This is a genomic window from Candidatus Polarisedimenticolaceae bacterium, from assembly GCA_036275915.1.
In the GTDB taxonomy this organism is placed as follows: Bacteria; Acidobacteriota; Polarisedimenticolia; order Polarisedimenticolales; family DASRJG01; genus DASRJG01.
The window spans coordinates 70,524-88,577 of sequence record DASUCV010000009.1; the positions used below are offsets into that span (position 1 = coordinate 70,524).

The 18,054-nt window shown below is 69.0% G+C and carries 13 protein-coding genes; 8 read left to right on the forward strand and 5 right to left on the reverse strand.

What is annotated here, in order from left to right; translation table 11 throughout:
* Positions 1-2: 2 nt before the first annotated feature.
* Together VFV19_07335 and VFV19_07340 are read right to left on the reverse strand one after the other, a co-directional pair.
* Positions 3-530 (reverse strand): hypothetical protein, encoded by a 528-nt coding sequence (locus tag VFV19_07335; GenBank protein ID HEX4824110.1) that lies wholly within the window; start codon positions 528-530, stop codon positions 3-5.
* Positions 531-533: 3 nt separating this feature from the next.
* Positions 534-2,129, reverse strand: coding sequence for an ATP-binding protein (locus tag VFV19_07340; GenBank protein HEX4824111.1), 1,596 nt, complete (start codon positions 2,127-2,129; stop codon positions 534-536).
* A 158-nt stretch (positions 2,130-2,287) separates the two neighbouring features.
* On the opposite strand from VFV19_07340, the gene VFV19_07345 reads away from it, so the two are divergent.
* The 3 genes from VFV19_07345 to VFV19_07355 are packed head-to-tail and all read left to right on the forward strand — an operon-like array spanning position 2,288 to position 7,253.
* Complete coding sequence (locus tag VFV19_07345) at positions 2,288-6,226, forward strand: DEAD/DEAH box helicase (protein HEX4824112.1); 3,939 nt, start codon at positions 2,288-2,290, stop codon at positions 6,224-6,226.
* Positions 6,227-6,268: 42 nt separating this feature from the next.
* Positions 6,269-6,709, forward strand: coding sequence for a hypothetical protein (locus tag VFV19_07350; GenBank protein ID HEX4824113.1), 441 nt, complete (start codon positions 6,269-6,271; stop codon positions 6,707-6,709).
* Between the two features lies 1 nt (position 6,710).
* Complete coding sequence (locus VFV19_07355; GenBank protein ID HEX4824114.1) at positions 6,711-7,253, forward strand: DUF6036 family nucleotidyltransferase; 543 nt, start codon at positions 6,711-6,713, stop codon at positions 7,251-7,253.
* Positions 7,254-7,259: 6 nt separating this feature from the next.
* Here the strand turns inward: VFV19_07355 and VFV19_07360 are convergent, their stop codons facing one another.
* Positions 7,260-8,063, reverse strand: coding sequence for an RMD1 family protein (locus tag VFV19_07360; protein HEX4824115.1), 804 nt, complete (start codon positions 8,061-8,063; stop codon positions 7,260-7,262).
* A 114-nt stretch (positions 8,064-8,177) separates the two neighbouring features.
* Between VFV19_07360 and VFV19_07365 the strand changes: the two genes are divergently transcribed.
* Together VFV19_07365 and VFV19_07370 are read left to right on the forward strand one after the other, a co-directional pair.
* Positions 8,178-8,702, forward strand: coding sequence for a hypothetical protein (locus VFV19_07365; protein ID HEX4824116.1), 525 nt, complete (start codon positions 8,178-8,180; stop codon positions 8,700-8,702).
* Positions 8,703-8,713: 11 nt separating this feature from the next.
* Positions 8,714-9,070, forward strand: coding sequence for an STAS domain-containing protein (locus tag VFV19_07370; GenBank protein HEX4824117.1), 357 nt, complete (start codon positions 8,714-8,716; stop codon positions 9,068-9,070).
* A gap of 21 nt (positions 9,071-9,091) precedes the next feature.
* Here the strand turns inward: VFV19_07370 and ygiD are convergent, their stop codons facing one another.
* A complete protein-coding gene (gene ygiD / locus VFV19_07375; GenBank protein ID HEX4824118.1) occupies positions 9,092-9,871 on the reverse strand; it encodes a 4,5-DOPA dioxygenase extradiol in 780 nt (259 codons plus the stop codon).
* 220 nt (positions 9,872-10,091) lie between these two features.
* Here ygiD and VFV19_07380 point away from each other — a divergent pair, with 220 nt between their 5' ends.
* Genes VFV19_07380 through VFV19_07390 form a run of 3 tightly spaced genes read left to right on the forward strand, consistent with a single transcriptional unit; the run spans position 10,092 to position 16,900 of the window.
* Positions 10,092-13,202, forward strand: coding sequence for a hypothetical protein (locus VFV19_07380; protein ID HEX4824119.1), 3,111 nt, complete (start codon positions 10,092-10,094; stop codon positions 13,200-13,202).
* A gap of 36 nt (positions 13,203-13,238) precedes the next feature.
* Entirely contained in the window at positions 13,239-16,067 is a 2,829-nt protein-coding gene (locus VFV19_07385) for a response regulator (GenBank protein ID HEX4824120.1), read from the forward strand.
* Positions 16,064-16,900 (forward strand): response regulator, encoded by an 837-nt coding sequence (locus VFV19_07390; protein ID HEX4824121.1) that lies wholly within the window; start codon positions 16,064-16,066, stop codon positions 16,898-16,900. The genes VFV19_07385 and VFV19_07390 overlap by 4 nt, the downstream gene beginning before the upstream one ends.
* Position 16,901: 1 nt before the next feature.
* Here the strand turns inward: VFV19_07390 and VFV19_07395 are convergent, their stop codons facing one another.
* Entirely contained in the window at positions 16,902-18,020 is a 1,119-nt protein-coding gene (locus tag VFV19_07395) for an aspartyl protease family protein (protein ID HEX4824122.1), read from the reverse strand.
* Positions 18,021-18,054: the final 34 nt, after the last annotated feature.

Below are 18,054 nucleotides of genomic sequence, written 5' to 3' on the forward strand. Positions count from 1 at the left end.
CATCACCTCCCGTGGCGGCGCGACTCGTCGTAGAGCAGTCGGCAGTCCCGGCAGAACGTCTCGCCCTTGACGTCGATCTCCCGGACGCCCGGCGAGCGCGCCATCACGCACCCCGGGCTCCCGCAGTGCACGAGACCGTAGACGTGTCCCAGCTCGTGCAGCGACTCCTTCCGCAGGCGCTCCGCGAGACGTCCCGGCTCCCGCGCCGCGAGGCGCGCCGTCGAGACGACCGCCGCGCGGCCCGCCAGCTGCGCCTCGCCGAAGACGAAGGTCAGGATCGGAATGAAGAGATCGACGTCGGTGATCCCGATCACCTTGGCCGCCTCGGGATGCCTGGTCCCGAGCCACTCGAGGATCGCCCCCGAGTCGTACTGGCCGCGTCGCGGATCGCGCGCCACGCGGGGACGCTCCGGCTCGAAGCCGAGACGGACGCGCTGACGCAGCTCCAGATGGAGGTGCCGGACGAGCGGATCGCAGAGACCCGGCCCGGGGTCGCCCTCCCCGATCCAGCAGGCGACGACGCCGTCCATCGCTCACGCCACCCGCGCTCCGACGGGGACGAGGGGCAGGCGGATGCGCACCGTCGTTCCCAGACCGGGCTTGCTCGCGATCTCGAACTGGCCGCCGAGGTTCTCCACGATCCCGTAGACGACCGAGAGGCCGAGACCCGTCCCCTTCTCCTTCGTCGTGAAGAACGGATCGAAGATCCTGTCGAGATGCTCGGCGTCGATGCCGCTTCCTTGATCCGAGATCACGACGACCGCGTCGCGACCGTCCGGATCGCCCTCGGGCCGGATCCGGATGACGCCGCCTTTCGACGAGGCCTCGATCGCGTTGACGAGGACGTTGACGAACGCCTGGCGCAAGCGGCCGAAATCCGCCTTCACGATCGGGTGCGGCTCGAACGCGAAGTCGATCGTCAGGCCCTGCATCTCGGCCTGGTGCGTCACCAGGTGCACCGATTCTTCCAGGACGGCGCGGACGTCGATCTCGCGGAGGTCGAGCGGGCGCTGGCGCGCGAAGTCGAGGAGGTTGCGCACGATCGCGCTGCAGCGCTCGGTCTCGCGCTGGACGAGCCTCAGACGGGCGAGCGCCTCGCCGCGTGTCTGCTGATCGATCGTCTCCTGGTCGAGATCGCGGACGAGCAGCTTCGAGAACGTCAGGATGCCGGCGAGCGGGTTGTTGATCTCGTGGGCGATCGACGCCGATAGCTTGCCGAGCGACGCGAGCTTCTCTCCTTGAAGGAGCTGGGCGTGGGCCTGTTTGAGCGCCGCCGTGCGCTCCTCGACCTGGCGCTCGAGCCCGCCCAGCAGGCCGTCGATCTCGGCACGGGCGTCCCGCAGCGAGAGGCGCATCCCGTCGAACGACGTGGCGAGCGCTCCCAGCTCGTCGTCGGTGCGCGGGTGGACCGGTTTGTCGAGGTTGCCGCTCCCGATCTCCTGCGTCGCGCGCACGAGCGCCTTCACCGGCTTCACGATGAAGCGCCGGCTCACCTGCAGGATCACGCCGACGAGGAGGAACGTCAGCAAGATCCCGACGCCGAGCGTCTTGAAGCGGAGCGCGGCGATCTCCTCGTCCATGCCGCGGAGCGAGACGCCGAGGTCCACGATCCCGAGGATCGGCTGCTCGGCCGTCGTCGCATGACAGGCCTGACCGGCGCAGGCGGGCTCGTTCCTGATCGGCGTCATGAAGCCGAGGACGCGGTGGTCGCCCGAGCGCACGATGCGCGCCCGCGCCGCCTCGTCGAGCGCCGCGAGCGGCTTCGGCCCGGCGTGGCACGAGGCGCAGAAGTCGGTCGCTCGAGGGAGCGTCGTTCCGATCTCCGCGGGGTCGGTCGAGAAGGTGATCCGCCCTTCCTTATTGATGAGGCGCACCTTGTCGATGCGGGGCAGGCCGCCGATCTCGCGGATGACCTGGTACGCCTCGTCCTTCCGCGCCCGCAGCATCTGGTCGTGCGTCGCGCGGGTGATGCTGTCGCCGAAGAGCGCGGCGCCGTCGATCGCCTGCGCGATGAGGTGGCGCTCCTGCTCTCTCACTCCCAAGACGACCGCGATCGAGATGGCGCCGAACGTCGTCGCTGCGACGAGCGCCGTCAGACGCGTTCCGATGCGGCGGTGCCATGGGACCATCGAGAGACCCCGTGGAGAAATTCAACGTAGGACTTCGCCACGGAGGGTTCAAAACCGAGCTTGTCCGTTGTGTCGTCGCTTTTCGTCCGGGGAACAGCCGCCGGCCCAGCGCCCCCCCGCGCCCCGGCTGTTCCCTCCCTCCTTCGTTATGATGGGGTGTGGCGCTCACCCCGTTCCATCCCACCGTTCAACGCTGGTTCGCCGAAAGGGTCGGCACGCCCTCCCTTCCCCAGGTCGAAGGGTGGCCGCGCATCCGGAGCGGCCGGCACACGTTGATCGCCGCGCCGACCGGGACGGGAAAGACGCTCGCCGCGTTCCTGTGGGCGATCGACGGCTTGCTTCGTCGCGGTCGCGATCTCGAGGACAGGACGTACGTCCTCTACGTCTCTCCCCTGCGCGCCCTCGGCAACGACGTTCAGAAGAATCTCGAGCGGCCGCTCGCCGAGCTGCGCGCGATGCATCCCGATTTCCCCGAGGTCCGCGTGCTCGTCCGGAGCGGCGACACGCCGTCGTCCGCGAGGGCCGCGATGACGAAGAAGCCGCCGCACATCCTGGTGACGACGCCCGAATCGCTCTCGATCCTGCTCACGAGCGACGGCGGCCGGACGATGCTCCGGACGGTGCGGACGGTGATCCTGGACGAGATCCACGCCGTCGCCGGCAGCAAGCGCGGCGCGCACCTGGCGATCTCGGTCGAGAGGCTCGAGGCGCTCGTCGAGGCGCCGCTCCAGCGCATCGGCCTCTCGGCGACGCAGAAGCCGGTCGACGACGTCGCGCGTCTCCTCTGCGGGGTCGACCGTGCGTGCGAGATCGTCGACGTCGGTCACCGTCGCGACCTCGACCTCGCGATCGAGATCCCCGACGGTCCGCTCGAAACCGTCTGCTCGCACGAGACGTGGGGAGAGATCGTCGCGAAGATGGCCGCGCTCATCGGCGCGCATCGCACGACGCTCGTCTTCGTCAACACGCGCAAGCTCGCCGAGCGCATCTCCGCGCGGCTCAGCGAGGCTCTCGGCGAAGGGCTCGTCACGAGCCACCACGGGAGCTTGGCGCGCGAGCGGCGGCTCGACGCGGAAGCGCGCCTCAAGGCCGGGGCGCTCCGCGCGCTCGTCGCGACTTCCTCGCTCGAGCTGGGGATCGACATCGGCGACGTGGACCTCGTCATCCAGGCCGGGGTCACCGCCTCGATCGCCACGCTCCTCCAGCGTGTCGGGCGGAGCGGCCACACGCTGTCGCGCACGCCGAAGGGCCGGATCTTCCCGCTCACGCAGGACGACCTCGTGACGGCCACGGCGCTCGTCGACTCGATCCGCCGCGGCGATCTCGACCGCACGCCGCAGCCCGGGCACCCGCTCGACATCCTCGCGCAGCACATCGTCTCGGCGTGCGTCCCCGAGACGTGGGAGGCGAGCGCCCTCTTCGACGTCTTCCGCCGCGCCTCCCCGTACCGCGATCTTACGCGGGACGACTTCGACGCGGTCGTAGCGCTCCACACCGAGGGACGTTTCGCCCTGCTCCACAAGGACGGGATCCACGGCCGGATCCGCGCGACGAAGCGCGCGCGCATCACGGCGCTGACGTCGGGGGGCGCGATCCCCGACACCGGCCAGTATAAGGTCCTCCTCGAGCCCGAAGGGATCCAGGTCGGGGCCTTGGACGAGGACTTCGCCGTCGAGTCGAACGGGGGCGACGTCTTCCAGCTCGGGAACGCCTCGTGGCGCGTGCTCAAGGTCGAGCCGGGGATCGTCCGCGTCGCCGATGCGCAGGGCGCGCCGCCGAGCCTCCCGTTCTGGCTTGGCGAGGCGGCGGCGCGCACACCCGAGCTCTCGGAGGCGATCGGGCGCGTGCGGGAGAGCGCGCGCGATACGGCCTGGTCCGAGGACGAGCCGCGCCTCTCGCACGAAGCGGCGGTCGAGCTGGCCGCGTACCTGAACGAGGGCGCACGCACGCTCGGCGCCGTCCCGACCCCGAGGCGCGTCGTGGCCGAGCGCTTCTTCGACGAGTCGGGCGGCATGCAGCTCGTGATCCACGCGCCGTTCGGCGGGAGGATCAACCGGGCGTGGGGATTGGCGCTGCGGAAGCGTTTCTGCCGCGGCTTCGGCTTCGAGCTCCAGGCGGCGGCCAACGAAGAGGCGATCGTCCTCTCGCTCGGACCGCAGCACAGCTTCCCCCTCGAAGAGGTCTTCGACTACCTGCACCCCGACACCGCGCACGACCTCCTCGTGCAGGCGCTCCTCGCGGCGCCGATGTTCGGGACGCGCTGGCGGTGGAACGCGACGCGCGCTCTCCTCCTGCCCAGAACGCAGCAGGGCGGGAAGCGCGTGCCGACGCCGCTCCTCCGCATGCGCGCGGAAGACCTCCTCGTGCGCGCGTTTCCCCAGGTCCTCGCATGCCCGGAGACGCTCCCGGAGACGGAGCTGCCGGTCCCGTGGGACCACCCGATCGTCCGCCAGACGATCGAAGATTGCCTGACCGAGGCGATGGACGCCGACGGCTTCCTCGACGTCTTGCGCGACCTCCGCGCGGGACGGATCGAAAAGCTCGCCGTCGACACGACCGAGCCTTCCGCGTTCGCGCGCGGCATCTTGAACGCGATGCCCTACGCCTTCCTCGACGACGCGCCGCTCGAGGAGCGTCGGACGCAGGCCGTGGCCAACCGGCGCACCCTCGACGCGAAGACGGTCGACGTCCTGGGCGCGCTCGACCCGGACGCGGTGGCGCGCGTCCGCGAAGAGGCGTGGCCCGCGCCGGAGAGCGCCGAAGAAGTCCACGAGGCGCTCCAGTGGATGGGCTTCGTCACGCGCGAGGAGGCCGATCGCTCCGGTTGGAGCGCGTGGCTCGACGAGCTACGGAGCGACGGCCGCGCCGCGCTCGAAGACGACCGCTGGTACGCCGCCGACGCGACGCGAGACCCCAAGGCGATTCTCAAGGGAAGGATGGAGGCGCAGGGGCCTCTGCTCGCTCCCACAGCTGATGAGGAAATACTGCTCGCGCAGCTCGAGGTCGAGGGCCACGTCCTCCGGTGCCGTATCGCCGGGCGTTCCGCGTGGTGCGAGCGGCGCCTGCTCGCGCGCATCCACCGTTACACGCTCGAGCGGCTGCGGCGCGAGATCGAGCCGGTCACCGCCGCGGACTTCTGGCGATTCCTCGCCTGCTGGCAGCACGTCGATCCCGGCTTCCGCCTCGAAGGTCCGCGCGGCCTCCACGAGGTGATCCGCAAGCTCGCAGGGTTCGAAGCGCCGGCCGCCGAGTGGGAAGCGGCGCTGCTGCGCGTGCGCCTGCGCGATTTCCGCTTCGACACGCTCGACCACCTCACGCTCACCGGTGAAGTCTCGTGGGGCCGCCTGTGGGGACGCGGCGACAGCCCGGTCCGCTCGACGCCGGTCTGCCTCGTGCTTCGGGAAGATCTCGACATGTGGAAATCGCTCGCGACGCGGAAGGGCGGCGAAGGCCCGCTCGGCACCTACGCGACGGAGATCCTCACCGTCCTCGACCGGCGCGGCGCCTCGTTCACGCAAGACCTGAAGCGCGAGTCGGGCCTCCTTCCCGACCACTTCGAGATGGGGCTCACACAACTCATCGGCCACGGCCGCGTGACGAGCGACTCGTTCGGCGGCCTGCGCCGACTCATCACGCCGCCGAGCAAGCGCCGCGGCGCGATGGCGAAGGCGCCGCTCACCTCCGCGGGCCGCTGGTCGCGCTTCCGCGACGACGACGCGCCTCCCAGCTCCGCCACGGAAGACCAGGTCGCCTTCGTCGGCCAGCGCCTCCTCGACCGCTACGGCGTCGTCTTCAAGAAGCTCCTCGAGCGCGAGCGCATCCCGGTGCCGTGGCGCGACCTCGTGCGTCACTACCGCCTCCTCGAGCTACGCGGCGAGATCCGCGGCGGCCGCTTCGTCCAGCGCTTCTCGGGCGAGCAGTTCGCGAAGGCCGAGGCCGTCGACCTCATGCGCCGCCGTCGCCGCCTCGCCGCGAGCCGGCCGGAGCCCGCGCCGAAGCTCGAGGTCGCCGCCACCGATCCCCTGAACCTGCAGGGCGTGCTCACGCCCGAGCCGAGGATCCCGGCGCAGGCGCGGGGGCGGGTCGAGGTCGCCTGAGCCGATTGGACGATGCTTACCCCCTAAGCGTATATTACGGGCGTGAAGCTTCCCGAGAACATCAAGGAACGCTTTCGACGTTACGGCCGTCAGGGCGGCCAAGAGCGCGCGTCGCGCCTGAGCGCGGTCGCTCGCCGGCGCATCGCGGCCCGAGGCGCCTCCGCTCGTTGGATCCGCCAGCGATTCGGATCGGACCGCTTCGAGAGCCTCGGGCTTCCGGGCGGCGACCTGGTCGATCGCGGATTGAGCGACCTGGCCGCGGACCGCGTCTCGGTCGAGAGCCTTCTCGTCTCGCTCGCCGCGCCGCGCTTGCGGCGTGAGGGCATCCCGGTCGGCGCGACTCTGCCCGAACCGGAACGGAAGCTTCAGGAGCTGCTCGCGCGAGAGGACGGCGACTCGGCGCACTTCCGCTACAACGCCTATCGACGCCGGATCGTCTCATTCGCGGATTCCTGCCGTTTCGCGCGGCGCGATCGGGAGTGACGTGCGTCAGCCGCTGACGCCGGCGCGTGTCCAAGCGTTCCTGAAGGAGCTTGCGCGTTCCGCGCCGGATCGCGGCAGCTATCGCGTCTTCGTCGTGGGCGGTGGGACAGCGATCCTCTTGGGTTGGCGTCCGTCGACCTTCGACCTCGACCTGTACGCTCGCGATGAGCGCGTCTTCCGTGACATCCAGGGAATCAAGGAACGGCTCGACATCAACGTCGAGTTCGCCCGGCCCGAGGACTTCGTGCCCCCGCTTTCGGGGAGCGACGATCGGCACCTCTTCGTGGAGCGCGTCGGCCGCGTCGAGCTCTATCACTACGATCCCTACGCGCAGCTCCTTTCGAAAGTCAGCCGGGGGTTCGCGCAGGATCTCGACGATGCTCGCCGTTTCGTGACCAGCGGCATGGTCGACCCGGAGCGATTCCGCGCCCTCGTCGCCGCGATCCCCGACAAGACCTTCGCGAAATACCCCGCGCTCTCGAAGTCCATCCTCCTCCGGTCCGTCGAGAGGTTCTTGGCGTCGCTCGACGGACTCACGCGATAGACTTCGTCAGCGGATCCCGCGCACGACGCTCAACACCAGCTCCACCAAGATCAACGCAACGATCGCCGCCTCGAGGAGGAACAGCCGCCGATCGCGCGCGACGCCGATGAGCAGCTCGAGCGCGTCCTGGACGGCGTGGAGCTTCGCCTCGAGCGAATCGAAGCGGTCGACGAGGTCGAACTCGGCGCGGAGGTCGTCGTAGATACGGTCCATCGCGGGGTCGTCCCACGTCGCGTCGGGCTTGTCCAGGAGGTAGAGCGTCGACAGCACCTCGCTGCGGCGGCCGACCGCTTCGCCGATGAACCGGTGAAGGTTGCGGGTCCGCATCGGGACCACACCACGCGTCTCGAGGCGGCCGAGCAGCTTCCGCGTGCGGCCGAAGAGATCGTCGACGATGCGCTCGTAGGCTTCCATCGCGGCGCTCTGAGCGACGATGAGCGCGACCACCGCCGAGCGCGTTGGGCGCAGGTCGTCGACGATGAGCTGGCCGTCGGCGAAGCCGACTTTGGCGTCGGGGATCTCGCAGACCGTGAACTCCTCGCGGATGACGTCGGGGATGAGTCGCGGATGACGCGTGCGCAGCTCGTTCCTGAGAGCATCGCGCCGGCCCGGATCGACGTCGTGGAAGACGAGCGCGCCGAAGGAGAACGCGAAGACCTCGCCTCCTTCGGGGAGGGACGCGCGCAGCTCATGAGGCGTGACCTTCGGATGGGGAAGGAGCGCCGCGACCCAGTCGAGCGGCAGATCGTCGACGAAGGCGACCGCGACGAAGGCGTGCGCACGCTGAGTGCGAAACTGCGGTAGGACCACGGCGGCTCCTCTCACTGCATCCTGCCGCTTCGCCCGCCGGGGCGCCAGTCGGATTGTTGCGGAGTTGTAACGTTCGCCGCGTGCGATCCGATGGAACGTTGGAGTTGGGGGTCCATGCGCGCCATTCGCGAACTTTCCGGCCAGGGGCTGCACTGGTCCAGCATCAGCCCATGGCAGCGCCGCTTCGCGCTGCACGCGGCGGGCGAATTGGTGGCGCGCCTCCGCTGGGAGAAGGTGTTCGGCTCGCTCGCCGTCGCCGAGACGTCGGACGCGACATGGACGTTCAAGCGTTGCGGATTCTTGCGACCGGCGGTCTCGGTGCGCGTGTCCGGCGCCGAGTCGGATCTCGCGAGGCTCGAGATGGGATGGGGCGGACGGGGCGTGCTCCACGGCCCCGAGGGGCGCGCCTACGGCTGGGTCAAGACGAGCTTCTGGCGCTCGTCGTGGAGCTTCATCGATGCTTCGGAACGGCCCGTCGTCCTGTTCGAGCCGGAGTTCCTGAAGCGCGCCGCTTCGGTGAGGCTCGAGACCGGAGCGATCGAATCCCCCGACCTCGCCCTGCTCGTCTGCTTGGGCTGGTACCTCATGGTCCTCATGGCCGATGATGCGGGCGCCGTCGTCGCCGCGGCGGCCAGCTAGGAGAGCTCGAGATGACCGAGATCGCGCTCATCGAGGCGACCGATGCATTCACGCACGTGGCCCTGCGCGGGCCGCTCGACAACGTGGGCGTCGGCGCCGTCGAGCTGAAGCTGACGACCCAGACCGTGGCGCGCCGCAAGCCGGCGATCATCGATCTCACCGGCGTCGAGGTGCTCACGTCGCTCGCGATCGGCATGCTCGTCACGATCGCGCGGTCGATGCACGGACACGGCACCGGTCTCGCCGTGATCGCGACCGGACGCGCGAAGCAGATCCTCGAGTCGATGGCGCTGCAGCCGCTGCTTCCCGTTCATCCGTCGCGCGAGGAAGCGCTGCGGTCGCTCGGACTCACGAACCAGAGCGTGTAGGAAAAACTCGGTTCCTGTCCCCTATCCCACTCTAACCGAGAGCATCGAGATGGAGCCGCCGTCGACTCCTTCGACGGGAAAGTTGATCCCGTCGTCGCTCTGGCGCGTGCCGAGGACGTAGAGGAGCGGGAGATAGTGGTCGGGCGTCGGGATCGACAGCATCGCGTCGCGCCCGAGCGTCTCGTAGTTGACGAGCGGTGCGTGATCGCCCGAGGCGAGGAGGCCTCGCGCCTCCGCCTCGAAGCGGACGGCCCAGTCGTACGGCTCGGGCTCGTGGCGGCCCCACGCGTACGTGTGCAGGTTGTGGACGATGTTGCCGCTGCCGGCGATGAGGACCCCTTCGGCGCGGAGCGCTGACAGCTTGCGTCCGATCTCGAAGTGGAACGAGGCGGGGCGGGCCTCGTCGATGCTGAGCTGGACGATCGGCACGTCGGCCGCGGGGTAGACGTGCTTCAAGACCGACCAGGTGCCGTGGTCGAGACCCCACGACTCGTCGAGCGCGACCGGGAGCGGCGCGAGCATCGCTTGGATGCGGCGCGCGAGCGCCGGATCGCCGGGGGCCGGGTACTGGACGCGGTACAGCTCGCGCGGGAAGCCGCCGAAGTCGTGGATCGTCCGCGGCGACGTGCTGACGGTGACGCCGGTTCCCGGCACGTACCAGTGGGCCGAGATCGCGAGGATCGCCTTCGGCTTCGGGATCGAGCGTCCGATGCCGTTCCACGCGTTCGTGTACGCGTTGGTGCTGATCGCGTTCATCGGATTGCCGTGACCGAAGAAGAGGGCGGGCTGGATCGTGCTCATGCGCTCCATCGTAGCGCCGCCCGCCCGCCCTGCTCGCGCGGATCGCCTTGCCGATCTTGAACCGGCGCTTAACGGCCTACGGCGGCGTGGTCGAGCGTTCGACGGCCGGACTTTTCTGACGGTGCACGACGTCACGACCTCGCGCGCCTGGATGACGCTTCCGCCGGAATTCGGGGGAATGCTCGCACGCCTGGTCTGAGTCACCGTAGAATCTCCGGTCATGCGCCCCGGCTTTCTCGTAACGGCCCTCGCGGCCCTCTTGGCCACGAGCGCCTGGGCGCAATCGAGCGGCGGCCTCAAGATCCGCGTCATCGACAACGCCGACAAGGCGCCGATCATCGGCGCTTCGGTGACGATCTCGAACGCGAATCGCCTCGTCGCGACGACGACGCTGGTCGCCGACCGGAACGGCGTGGCGCTCTTTCCGGTGCTTCGATCCGGATCGGGATATGTCGTGACCGTCATCATGGACGGCTACGCGGGGATCCGCCAGGAGACGAGCGTCGGCACCGACGCGCTCAAGGAGCTCGTCATCGCGATGGTTCCCGAGCACGTCGAGCGGGTGACGATCGTCGACGAGAAGATCCCCGTCGACCTCGATCAGAACGAGGCGTCGACGCGATTCACCGCCGAGTTCATCCAGGACCTTCCGGTCGCGGGGCGTTTCTACCAGAACGTGCTCGCGCTCGCGCCCGGCGTCCAGGATCCCGACCACGACGGGAATCCGAATGTGAACGGCGCCAGGGAGCGCGACTTCAAGACGTCGGTCGCGGGGATCAGCAACGTCGATCCCCTCACCGGCCAGTACCTCAACATCATCAACCCGGACTCGATCGAGGACCTGAACGTCGTGACCGCCGGCGCCGGCGCCGAGTTCAGCCGCGCCCAGGGCGGCTTCGCGCAGATCGTGCAAAAGCAGGGATCGAACGATTTCGAGGGCGTCTTCGGGTTCCTCTACTCCTCGCACCTCCTCGACGGGAGCGGGTCGACCGGCATCTCTCAGAAGTTCCTCCCCGATTTCTACCTCTACCAGCCGTCGATCCAGATCTCGGGGCCGATCCTCCGGGACAAGCTCTGGTACCGCCTCTCGCAGGAGTACATCGCGCGCCAGGACCCGGTCGTGCTCGCCACCGGCGGGACGATCCAGACGCAGGGCGTCGAGCAGGTTTCGTCGGACAACCAGATCACCTGGCAGGTCAGCAACCGGAACAAGCTCTCCTTCAATTTCCGCACCGACCCGAAGACGCAGACCCACGTCGGCATCAGCTCGCTCGAGACGGTCGACTCGACGGAGGAGTTCCGCTTCGGCGGCCCCACGTACACGCTCACCTGGACCGCGCCGTACTCCCCGAGCCTCCTCATCGACTCGACCGTCGCTTACCAGAACACGCACCTCGACATCACGCCGACGGCGACCGGGGTCCCGAACAACTGCGGAACGCCGGCCTGGCTCCAGTACGCTCAGTGCTTCAACGTCGACAACGGGACGACGAGCGGCTCGTCGCCGCGCGACTGGGCCGACGTGCGCCAGCGTCTCACCGTGAGGAGCGATGCAACGTACTTCCTCGGGAAGAAGTGGGGCGCGACGCACCAGATCAAGTTCGGCCTGTCGATCGAGAACGAGCGCTACTCGCGCACGCTCGACCGCGGGCCGACGTTTCTGCAGACCTCCGTCTACAACCCATTCGCGCACAAGGCCGTCGTGAACTACGCGATCACCACCGCGGTGACTCCCGGCACCGTCCAGACCTCCACCGGCACGACGTGGGGGATCTACGGCGAGGACATCCTCCGTCCGATCGCGAACGTCTCGATCACCGTCGGGGCGCGGATCGAGAACGAGCAGATCCACGCGCAGGGGTACCAGCCGTTCGACCCGCAGGCCGAGCAGGACGCGTTCCTCGCGGCGGCGGGGAACCGGCCGGCCTCGGAGATCGTCGCGCTCCTCCAGCAGTCGTTCACGACCTACGAGGACGTCACCGGCGCCATGGGCGACGTCGCCGTGCAGTTCCCCGGTGCGACGTTCCAAGGCAGCGGGTACACGTCGCAGCTCGCGTTCTGGCAGAAATTTCGCCGCCCGAGCGACATCGACCTCAACAACGTGAACGTCGCGCCGCGCTTCGCCATCGCGTGGGACCCGTGGAACGACGGCAAGACGAAATTCTCGGCGTCGGCGGGCCGCTACTTCGACAAGATCTTCCTCGCGATCCCCGCAGCGGAGGCCGAGCCGGTCCTCGTCACCTTCAATACCGGCGTCGATCCGACCGTCCCCTTCGATCCCACCTTCTCCTACTCCACCGTCGACCGCAATCTCAAGACTCCCTACCAGGACGAATGGTCGGTCGCGGTCGAGCGCGAGGTCTGGCAGGAGAGCACCCTCTCGCTGCGCTACATCCACCGGAGCTTCAAGAACCAGCTCCAGGACGTCGACATCAACCAGGCGCCGAACGACTACGGGAAGTGCCGCATCCCGCCCGGCGTCGGTCTCTCGTCGCTCGTGCCGAGCCCCGGCGTCGGCCCGGTCGTCGACCCCTACACCGGCCAGACGTACATGGACACCGACCCCGGGATCGGCGATGGACGCCTCGACGACTGCACCGGCCGGCAGGAGAATTTTCCCGGCGCGTTCGGTCCCGGCGCGCCGACCTTCTCGCGCGGCGACGGCTTCGCCGACCTCTACATCCTCGATCCCGGCTGGGGGAACATCTTCAAGATCGGGAACTACAACCAGTCGCAGTACGACGGGGTCACGCTCGAGTTCGTGAGACGCCAGTACAAGAACTGGCAGATGGAGGCGTCGTACACGCTGTCGAAGGCGACGGGGAACGGCGAAGACTACAACCTCATCCTCGGGAACGATCAGTCGACGCTCCACGACGAGGCTGGTTACCAGTCCTACGACGTGCGCCACTCTTTCAAGCTCAACGCGACCACGATCATCCCCGGCGGCTTCCGGCTCGGGGGCTCGATGCAGTACCAGTCCGGGCTCCCCTACTCTCTCCTCTACCGCGATCTCTCCGCGACGACCGGCTCGCCGCGCGTTCCGATCCTCCACACGTTTTACGGGGTCCGCACGGTCTACCCGACGCACCAGCGGAACGACCAGCGGAACGTCGGCGCGTGGAACTTCGACACGAAAATCACGAAGGAGCTGACCCTCGCCAAGGGGATGAACCTTCAGCTCACCGGCGAGATCTTCAACCTCCTGGGCGAGAACACCTACACGATCTACAACTCGTACACGAAGTCGGGCCAGCAGATCAACGGCACGAACGACGCCTACCGCCGCTTCGGCCGCCAGTACCAGGTGGGAATGCGGCTCGCGTTCTGAGAATTGTCCTATGATTCTCGGCACGGGAGCCGTCGCATGACCGAACGCACCGCCGCGGAGCGCCGCCTTGCCGCGCAGCACGCCGCCGCGCTGGCGCTGGCAAGGTCCGCCTCGCTCGCGGACGCGGCGCCCGAGGTCCTGCGCGCACTGTGCCAGGCGCTCGGCTGGGCGCACGGGGCGCTCTGGAACGTGGCGGCCGACGCGGGTGTCCTCCGCTGCGTCACGACGTGGCACGAGGAAGGGGTCGGTGCGTTCGACACGGTGACGCGTGAGAGCGAGTTCCCGCGAGGCGTCGGCCTCCCGGGGCGCGTCTGGGAGAGCGCGAAGCCGGCCTGGATCCACGACGTCACGAAGGACGCGAACTTCCCGCGCGGCCAGATCGCCGCCGCCGACGGGCTCCACGGCGCCTTCGGGTTCCCGATCCGCATCGGGCCGCAGGTGTTCGGCGTCATGGAGTTCTTCAGCCGCGAGATCCAGGAGCCGGATCCTCCGCTGCTCGCGATGCTCGGCACCGTCGGCATCCAGATCGGCCAGTTCCTCTCGCGCAAGCGGGCCGAGCAGCAACTCGACAAGTTCTTCACGATGTCGCTCGACCTCCTCTGCATCGCGGGGGCCGACGGCTACTTCAAGCGGCTCAACGGCGCGTGGGAGAAGACGCTCGGCTTCACGATCGCCGAGCTGCTCGCGAAGCCTTACCTCCACTTCATCCATGTCGACGATCGCGAGGCGACCCTCGGGCAGGCCGCCGGCCTCGCGCGCGGCGAGAACGTCATCTCGTTCCAGAACCGGTACCTCTGCAAGGACGGCTCGTACCGCTGGATCTTCTGGAACGCGACCTACGATCCCAAGGAGGAGCGCGTCTACGCGATCGGGCGCGACGTCACCGAGCGGCGACTGGCGCAGGAGGCGCAGGAGGAGAACGCGCACCGGCTGGCGCTCCTCGTCACCGAGCTCGAGCGCGCGCGTCACCGCGCCGAAGAGGCGGCGCGGGTGAAAGCCGACTTCCTCGCCAACATGAGCCATGAGATCCGCACGCCGATGAACGCCATCATGGGCATGACCGATCTCGCGCTCGGGACGAAGCTCTCCGGCGAGCAGCGCGGCTACTTGACGACGGTGAAGGGCTCGGCGAAGGCGCTCCTGGCGCTCGTCGACGACATCCTCGACCTCTCCAAGATCGAGGCGGGGAAGCTCGAGCTGGACAAGGTCGCCTTCGACTTCCGAGAGACCGTCGAGGACGCGATCAAGGTGCTCGCCGTGCGCGCCGGGGAGAAGGGGCTCGAGCTCGCGTGCCGCATCGCCCCCGAGGTGCCGCCCGCGGTCGTCGGGGACCCGGGGCGCCTCCGGCAGGTGGTCGTCAACCTCGTCGGGAACGCGATCAAGTTCACGGCGAAGGGCGAGGTCGTCCTCGAGGCCGCGGTCGTCACCGCGGGCACCGACGACGTCGACATCAAGGTCGCCGTGCGCGACACGGGAATCGGCATCCCCGAGGACAAGCGGCGGCTCATCTTCGGCGCCTTCACGCAAGCGGACACGTCGACGACGCGCCGGTTCGGCGGCACCGGTCTCGGGCTCGCGATCGCGACGCAGCTCGTCGAGATGATGGGGGGCACGATCGAGGTCGCGAGCGCGGTCGGCCAGGGAAGCACCTTCTCGTTCACCGCGCGGTTCGGCATCACCGAGGACGTGCCGGAGCCGCGACGTCCCCATGCCGAGCCGGCGAATCTCGCCGGCCTTCCGGTGCTCGTCGTCGACGACAACGCGACGAACCGGCAGATCCTCTGCGAGATGCTCGCGAACTGGAGGATGTCCCCGGTCTCCGCCGAGGGCGGAACGGCCGCGCTGGCCCGCATGAAGGCGGCGGAGGCGTCCGGCCGTCCGTTCCGTCTCATCCTCTCCGACGGTCAGATGCCGGAGATGGACGGCTTCATGCTGGCGGCGGCGGTGAAGGGCGATCCCATCCTGAGGCACCTGCCGATGATCCTGCTCACCTCGGCCGGGCGCCCGGGCGACGGCGCGAAGTCGCGCCGCCTCGGGATCGCCGCGTTCCTCACGAAGCCGGTGAAGCAATCCGACCTGCTCGACACGATGACATCCGTGTTGACCGGCATGGAGACCGCCGAGCCCGAGGCGGTGCCAATCGCTCCGGCGGCGCGCCCCCTGCGCATCCTCGTCGCCGAGGACAATCCGCTCAACCAGCGGGTCGCCCGGCACATCCTGGAAAAGCGTGGCCACACCGTCGTGATCGCTCGGAACGGGCGCGAGGCGATCGACGCCCTGGCGCCGGGTGCCGCGCCCGGGTTTAACCTCGTGCTCATGGACGTCCAGATGCCGGAGCTCGACGGGTTCGCGGCGACGGCGGCGATCCGCCAGCGGGAGGCCGGGGCGAAAACGCGGATCCCGATCCTCGCGATGACGGCGCACGCGATGGAGGGCGACCGCGAGCGCTGCCTCGCCGCGGGGATGGACGGATACGTCACGAAGCCGGTCGAGGCCGACCGCCTCCTCGAGGCGGTCGAGGGCGCGGTCGCTTCGTTCGATCCGGCGACCGCGATGGCGCGCCTAAAGGGCGACCGCGCGCTCCTCCGCGAGATGATCGAGATCTTCCTCGCCGATGCGCCGGCGATGGTCGGCGCGATCCGATCCGCGCTCGAGGCCGGCGACGCCGAGACGTTGCGTCGCGCGGCTCACGCGCTCAAAGGCTCGGTTGCCAACTTCGCGGCCGCCCGCGCCGTCGCCGAGGCGAAGACGCTCGAGACGATGGGCGCGTCGGGCGATCTCAGCGGAGCCGCCGCGGTCCTGGCCCGCCTCGAGAACGCCCTCGAGCGGTTCCGGACCGACGCGCTCGAGGAGACGGCACCATGAAATCGATCCTCGTCGTCGACGACGACCGAGTCACCCGTCATCTCCTCTCGTCGGTCCTCGAAAAGGCCGGGTTCCGGGTCACGAGTGCGTCCAACGGCCCCGAGGCGCTCGAGCGCGCGAAGGCGAATCCCGATCTGATCCTTCTCGACATCTGGATGCCCGGCATGTCCGGGCTCGACGTCCTCGAGCGGCTCCGCGCCGACGGAACCTCTTGCCCCGTCGTCGTGACGACCTCCGACGACACGCCCGACACGCTCCTGAAGGCGCTGCGCGGCCAAGCGCTCCATTTCCTCTCGAAGCCGGTCGATCCCGCGGCCCTCGTCGAGATGGTCGAGACGGCGCTCTCCGGCGACGGCCTTCCGGGCATCGAGGTCGTCTCGGCGACGAAGGACTGGGTCGAGCTGGTCGTGCCGTGCACGCGCCAGGCGGCGGCTCGCATCGAGGGATTCCTCGCGCACCTCGACGCGCACCTCACCGCCGACGTCCGCGAGTCGGTCGGCTACGCGTTCCGCGAGCTGCTCCTGAACGCGGTCGAGTGGGGCGGGAAGCTCGACCCCAACCGCAAGGTCCGGATCGCCTACCTCCGGGCCAAGCGGATGCTCCTCTACCGCATCGCCGACCCCGGCACCGGCTTCCGCCTGGAGGATCTCTCGCACGCCGCGATCGCGCACGAGAACGACCCGATCGAGCACATGCGCATCCGGGAAGAGAAGGGCCTCCGCCCCGGCGGATTCGGCCTCCTCCTCGTGCGCGCCAAGGTCGACGAGCTGATCTACAACGAGGCGCGGAACGAGGTCGTGTTCGTCAAGTATCTCGAGGAGCCGAAGGGCTGACCTACTTCGCGGAACCGCCCACGGTCACGTCGACCGGCGCGCCGTCCCGGATCACGGAGATCACGAGCGGACGGAACTGGAAGAGCTGGCCGATCTCGGAGAAGCTCAGCTCGCCGACCGGACGCCCGTTGAGCTTCGTGATCTGATCCCCTTCCTTCACCCCCGCCGCTTCCGCGGGCGATCCGGGGACGACCTTCTCGACCGGCAGCTTTCCCTCCGCGACGCCGTGCGTCATGATCCCGAGCCTCGGCCGCTCGGTCGGCGCCATCGGCTTTCCGTTCGAGACGAGGCGCACGCGCTCGTGCGCGCGGTCGACGGTGACGACGAGCGAGCGGAGGAGATCGCCGCCGATGTTCGCCTGCGGCAGGTCGACGAAGCGGATCTTCGGCTTGTCGAGCGTGAGACTGCCGATCCGAACGGTGCCGTTCAGGCCGGCTTCGAGCACCGGGTAGTCGCCGCTCGCGGTGCGCGCGCGGCCCACCTGATGCGGCGGCCCGTCGAGCGGGAGCTTGTCCGCCGCGGAGAGCGGGAGGCCGATGAACCCGGTCGAGCCCGAGTCGAGGTGCGCCTTGAACGGCGTGCCGGCGACGTCGATCGGGACCGACGGGATGCCGTCGTCGAACGACGCCTTGAGGACGGTCTTCCCGTCGGGCTCGGGAAGCGGCGCAGGCTCGATCGTGATCGACCCGCCGTCGCCGTCGATCGTCACCGGCCGCGGCGCGAACAGGCCGAGGCCGACGACGCCCCGTGGTGCTTCCGGGCCGAGGATGTCGCGCTTCCATGAGATCGTCTCGACGCTCCTCAGGGTCAGCTCGCCGCACTGCACGCGATCGACGTTCAGGAGCTTCGCCTCGATCGCTTCCGGCGTGTTGGGATCTCCGATGCGCCGCGTGCCCGAGGGCGCGAGGCTCAGCGCGTTCGCCAGATCCTCGTCGATGATGAGGCCGGCGCCGGACCCCGTGTCGAAGAGGAACCGGTAGGGCCCTTGATCGTTGAGCTTCAGCTCGATCGTCGGTCGGCCGAAGCTGAGGGTCATCGGCACCTTGACCGCGGCGGGGGCGGCCTCTGGCGCTGGAGCGGATGTTGCGGCGAGCAGACCAAGGCCGAGCGCGAGGAGCAAGGATCACCTCCCGATGGACGCATCATCGTAATAC

Bases quoted from the DNA above. Each gene is read 5' to 3' on its own strand.
- VFV19_07335 (HEX4824110.1), bottom strand. From the start codon at position 530: ATGGACGGCGTCGTCGCCTGCTGGATCGGGGAGGGCGACCCCGGGCCG.
- VFV19_07340 (HEX4824111.1), bottom strand. From the start codon at position 2,129: ATGGTCCCATGGCACCGCCGCATCGGAACGCGTCTGACGGCGCTCGTC.
- VFV19_07365 (HEX4824116.1), top strand. From the start codon at position 8,178: ATGCGCGCCATTCGCGAACTTTCCGGCCAGGGGCTGCACTGGTCCAGC.
- VFV19_07370 (HEX4824117.1), top strand. From the start codon at position 8,714: ATGACCGAGATCGCGCTCATCGAGGCGACCGATGCATTCACGCACGTG.
- ygiD (HEX4824118.1), bottom strand. From the start codon at position 9,871: ATGAGCACGATCCAGCCCGCCCTCTTCTTCGGTCACGGCAATCCGATG.
- VFV19_07380 (HEX4824119.1), top strand. From the start codon at position 10,092: ATGCGCCCCGGCTTTCTCGTAACGGCCCTCGCGGCCCTCTTGGCCACG.
- VFV19_07385 (HEX4824120.1), top strand. From the start codon at position 13,239: ATGACCGAACGCACCGCCGCGGAGCGCCGCCTTGCCGCGCAGCACGCC.
- VFV19_07390 (HEX4824121.1), top strand. From the start codon at position 16,064: ATGAAATCGATCCTCGTCGTCGACGACGACCGAGTCACCCGTCATCTC.